Source organism: Martelella sp. (genome assembly GCF_984369615.1).
Map to the genome: position 1 here is coordinate 1 of NZ_CFHTCS010000354.1, position 4411 is coordinate 4411.

Sequence of the window (4411 nt, forward strand, 5' to 3'; positions counted from 1 at the left end):
GGGCAGGTTTTCCACGCCGCGCGCCTCAAGCCGGATCCGCTCGATGCCGAAGCCGGCGTCGATCTCGCCGACCGGACGCTCGAACAGCCGGAGAATGCGCGGCGCATCGCGCATCGGGCGGGCGAGGCGGAGGGTGACATTCTGTCGGGTCTGGTCGACGCGCTCCACCGAGAGCATAATGGCCCGCGCGCCTGCTTCCCGGTTCTTCAGCCGCAGGCAGAGCGTGTCCAACAGGCGGGAAAGGGCGGCCATCACGTCATCGACAAGGCCGATCGGTTCGGGAAAACTCATCCGCACACCGTAATGCGGCGGCTCGGAAAGCGGCGAGACGGCCTCGCCGCGTGTCCCGAGCGCCTGTTCGAGCCGCTCGATCAGCGCCATGTCGAAGCGGCGGGCGAGCGTGGCGCGGGGCAGGGCCGTCATGTCGGCAATGGTGTTGAGGCCGAGGCGTTTCAGGGCGGTTGCGGTCTTGTCGTCGATGCGGAGCGCCGAGACCGAAAGCGAGCCGAGTGCTGCGCTGGTCTTGCCCGGGGGCGCAATGCCGGGGGCGAAATGGGCCAGCGCCCAGGCCGCCCCCCGCGTATCGGCGATGCCGATCTTCGCGGAAAGCCGGGCGCGGGAAAGCCGCTCCTTCATGTCCTCCAACATCGCCGCCTCGCCGCCGAAAAGGTGGGATGCGCCGGTGATGTCGAGCACCAGCCCGTCCTCGCCGTCGAGCCCGGCATGGGGCGTGTAGCGCGTCGCCCAGCGGGCGAGCATGGTGAGAAAGCGTCGGTCGGCATCGATATCGGCGGGGCGGGTGACGAGGTCCGGCACATAGGCGCGGGCATCGGCAAGCCCCATGCCGCGCTCCAGCCCCTGGCCCTCGGCCTCCCGATTGAGGTCGTAAAGCCGGTCGTGATTGCCCTCGTTCAGCGTGACGGCGAACGGTCCATCAACCGGGCGGGTCCTGAGAACCCGCTCGCTCGGCAGTCTCTGAAACCATATGGATACGACGCGCCGTTTCATCCCACCGCACTGTCCAGTTGCTATTTGTTCCTGTTTTGTTCTTTATAATCGACCAGCTTTGCAGAGTCGAGTCGGAAGCCGAAAACAGCGGTCTGCAGAGCCAGCGCGTAGTCGCCGCTTGGTTGCCCACGCCTTCGGGATGCAGCGAAAGGCCAATGCTGCGGCCGCTTTCGGCGGCAAGCTGCAGCCGACGTCCCGGGGTGAGCTCAATCGGCTTGTCCACCTCCATAACGACGAGGCCGACGGCGCCCGAACGCAGGCCCTCTTCGGCGGCGGCAAGCGTTTCCGTCTGGTCGGCGGTGCGCGCCAGGATGATATCGCTCGGGTCGAAAAACGCCGAAAGCGCCACCGGATTGATCTCCTCGGCAAACCATGCCGGCTTGATCCACAGCACCGCGCTGCCGGTCATGCCGGCAAGGGCTGCCGCAAAGAAAGGGGCGCCAGGACCGGAAGCATCATGCACCCGGCCGCGCTGAAGCGGAAATAAGGTCGAAAACGCATCCTGCATGGGACGATGATATAGCGGATCGGATGAGAATGAAAAGGGAACAAAAGTGTGAGAGCGGAAGATGCAGAAATATGGTTCGAGCAGCGGAAAGATGCCTCCGCGAGCATGACGCCGGTCGTTTTCGGACCTCATAATGACATCGTGCTCGCCTCCCTCAACCGACGCTGCTAAAATCGGGCCATGTTGGATTTCGATACATGCGAAGCGGCGCGGCAGGCGCGTGACCCGGCGTATGACGGCAGGTTCTTTACCGCTGTTCGCACGACGATGATCTATTGCCGTCCGGTCTGCCCGGTAAAACAGCCTTTGGCGAAGAATGTCAGCTATTACCCGACGGCGGCCGCCTGCGAGCGGGCCGGATACCGGCCGTGCCTGCGCTGCCGTCCGGAAAGCGCGCCGTTCTCGCCGGCCTGGAACGGCACGCGCACAACCGTCGAGCGGGCGTTGAAGCTGATTGCCGAGGGCGCGCTGGACGCTGGCACGGTGGAGCAACTTGCCGCACGCCTCGGCGTTGGCGCGCGGCATCTGTCGCGGCTCTTTGCCGTCCATGTTGGCGCGTCGCCATTGCAGACCGCCCAGACGCTGAGGATCGGTCGGGCAAAGCGATTGCTGGACGAGACTTCGCTGCCGGTCGCGGACGTGGCGGCGCGTGCCGGCTTCGGCAGCGTCCGGCGCTTCAACGCCGCGTTCTCGAGGCTTTATGGACGGCCGCCCTCGGCGATCCGGAGACCGGCGCGATGAGCGGGTTGTTCTATACCTATATCGACAGCCCGGTGGGCGCGCTGCTGGTGGCGGGCGATGGCAACCGGCTGCACTTCATCTCGTTTCCGACCGGTCACAAGGCCTTCGGGCCGCGATCCGACTGGCGGCGCGATGATGCGCCGTTTGCCGAGGCGCGGCGTCAGCTCGATGCCTATTTCGCCGGCGAGCTGAAACAGTTCGATCTCGCCTATCATCTTTCGGGAAGCGGGTTTCAGAACCGCGTCTGGGAATATCTGGCGACGATCCCTTATGGCGAGACCACGACCTACGGCACGATCGCCGGAGCGCTCGGCGATGCCAATGCGAGCCGGGCGGTGGGCACCGCCAATGGCAACAATCCGCTGCCGATCCTGCTGCCCTGCCACCGCGTGATCGGCGCCAATGGCGCGCTGACCGGCTTTGGCGGCGGCCTGCCGACCAAGAAATTTCTGCTCAGACTTGAAAATGCCTGGGAGGAGCCGCCGCAGGCGGATCTGTTTGCAGGTTGAAGCTGAACGATCTAGGCTTTTTCCTTCAGCCACGCTGTGGGGCTTTTCCCGGTGACACGGGCAAATTCGCGATTGAAATTCGATTTGGTGTTGAAGCCGCTTGCGAGCATGGCCGCTGTCGCGGTGTCGCCGGCCTTCAGGCGGTCGCATGCATGCAGGATGCGATAGCGATTGATGTAGCGTGAGACATTGTCGCCGGTGGTGCGATTGACTGCGGCCGAAAGGGTCTTGGCGGGTATTCTGAGCCGGCGCGCAAGCCGCGAGAGCGTTAGCGCCGGGTCGAGATAAAGTGTCTCTGAAGCGAGCAGCGCATCCAGACGTGCCATGATTTCCGTATCCGCCTCTGTGGCTTCGGGCGGTTCGGCACGCGGCGTTTCCTTGTGACCGCCTTCTCCGAAGGCATTCGGCGAAAGGCTGAGAAGGCCCGCAGCCAAAAGTGCCATCGAGGTGAAGATGCTGACGATCATTGGCTTGAGCGCTGGCGTACCGGCAAGAATGACAGTGGCGATCAGTGTGTCGCTGACGGCCGAGAGCACGAGACTTGCGGCAATCCCCGCCCACAGCCATTGCGGCTGGCGACCGGCTTCCAGCCGTGCAAGCGGCAGGGCGTCTCCGCCTGCCTTAAGCGCCAGCAGGATCCGTGCGCCATAGGCAAGAAACACCATCGGAATGATCGCATCCACCGTTACCGGCGCGAACAGCACGCTAAACAGGGTGAAGGCGGGGGCGGCCAGATGGATGAAATCACGCCCCGGACGGATCGGTTCGATGAAGGAGGAACGGAATGAGAGCCAGGCGCAGACGGGCACGACGCTGGCTGTCACCGGCTGTACCGGCTGAAGAAAGGCTACGCCGTAATATTGCACCAGCGCGACGACGAGCCCCTGAAGCGCGCATGCCGAAAGAAAAACGGCGATCGCGAGCGGCCGCCTTTCGCCCGCAAGCATACGCAAGACCATAAAGCCCAGCACCAGTGCGGTGACCATCGGAACCGGTAGAACGAGCATGGCATCATCCCTCATCTATCGGCCCCGAATAGTGCAAAAACCGGTTTCCGGCGACCTCAAACCGGAAAGAGGACGCTGTTTGCGCCGGAAAACGAAAGAAGAAACCGTCTCAAACACATCGAAAGGTTTCTCCGATGAAGCGTCTTCTTCTCTCTTTTCTGTCTGTCCTGACATTCGCTGTTCCCGCGCTTGCTGCCGAGCCCCTGCTGCCGGGCTATGAGCGCATGGCCGTTGAAAGCGCTGAGCGCCCCGTTCTGCTGGCAGCAACGCTCTGGTACCCTGCAAAGACGAGGAGCTATCGCGGCATTGTCGGCGGCAACGCCGTCTTCGAGGGCACATCCGGCCTGATGGGCGCGCGCATTGCCGATGGCAAATTTCCGCTGTTTCTGTTTTCTCATGGTTCAGGCGGCAATATGGACAACAGCGCCTGGCTGATGGCGGCGCTCGCCGAACGCGGCGCCATGGTGCTGGCGGTCAATCATCCGGGCAGTACGACGGGCGATTCGTCTCCGCGTGCCTCCGCCTTTCTGGACACACGGGCCGGCGATCTTTCCGCCGCCCTCGATATGCTTCTGGCTGATCCGGTCCTGGGGTCGCATGTCGACCAATCGGCAATCACGGCGGTGGGGTTTTCGCTG

General features: G+C 63.7%; 6 protein-coding genes. 3 read left to right on the forward strand and 3 right to left on the reverse strand.

What is annotated here, in order from left to right; genetic code table 11:
• The coding region (locus tag AC5DC2_RS20015) for a Y-family DNA polymerase (RefSeq protein ID WP_491699746.1) at positions 1-1008 on the reverse strand (1008 nt) is incomplete at its 3' end.
• The gene (locus AC5DC2_RS20020) at positions 935-1417 is read right to left on the reverse strand and encodes an ImuA family protein (protein WP_491699747.1); all 483 of its coding nucleotides are present in this window, start codon (positions 1415-1417) and stop codon (positions 935-937) included. The genes AC5DC2_RS20020 and AC5DC2_RS20015, both read right to left, overlap by 74 nt.
• A 279-nt stretch (positions 1418-1696) precedes the next feature.
• Between AC5DC2_RS20020 and AC5DC2_RS20025 the strand changes: the two genes are divergently transcribed.
• Together AC5DC2_RS20025 and AC5DC2_RS20030 are read left to right on the forward strand one after the other, a co-directional pair.
• On the forward strand, positions 1697-2257 hold the full coding sequence (locus AC5DC2_RS20025) for a bifunctional transcriptional activator/DNA repair enzyme AdaA (protein WP_024708515.1): 561 nt from the start codon (positions 1697-1699) through the stop codon (positions 2255-2257).
• Positions 2254-2766: a methylated-DNA--[protein]-cysteine S-methyltransferase gene (locus tag AC5DC2_RS20030; RefSeq protein ID WP_024708516.1), complete on the forward strand. Its 513-nt coding sequence runs from the start codon at positions 2254-2256 to the stop codon at positions 2764-2766. The genes AC5DC2_RS20025 and AC5DC2_RS20030 overlap by 4 nt, the downstream gene beginning before the upstream one ends.
• Before the next feature lie 11 nt (positions 2767-2777).
• Here AC5DC2_RS20030 and AC5DC2_RS20035 read toward each other — a convergent pair whose 3' ends face one another.
• Positions 2778-3773 (reverse strand): helix-turn-helix domain-containing protein, encoded by a 996-nt coding sequence (locus AC5DC2_RS20035; RefSeq protein ID WP_024708517.1) that lies wholly within the window; start codon positions 3771-3773, stop codon positions 2778-2780.
• A 134-nt stretch (positions 3774-3907) separates the two neighbouring features.
• On the opposite strand from AC5DC2_RS20035, the gene AC5DC2_RS20040 reads away from it, so the two are divergent.
• On the forward strand, positions 3908-4411 hold a 504-nt coding region (locus AC5DC2_RS20040), incomplete at its 3' end, for an alpha/beta hydrolase family protein (protein ID WP_491699748.1).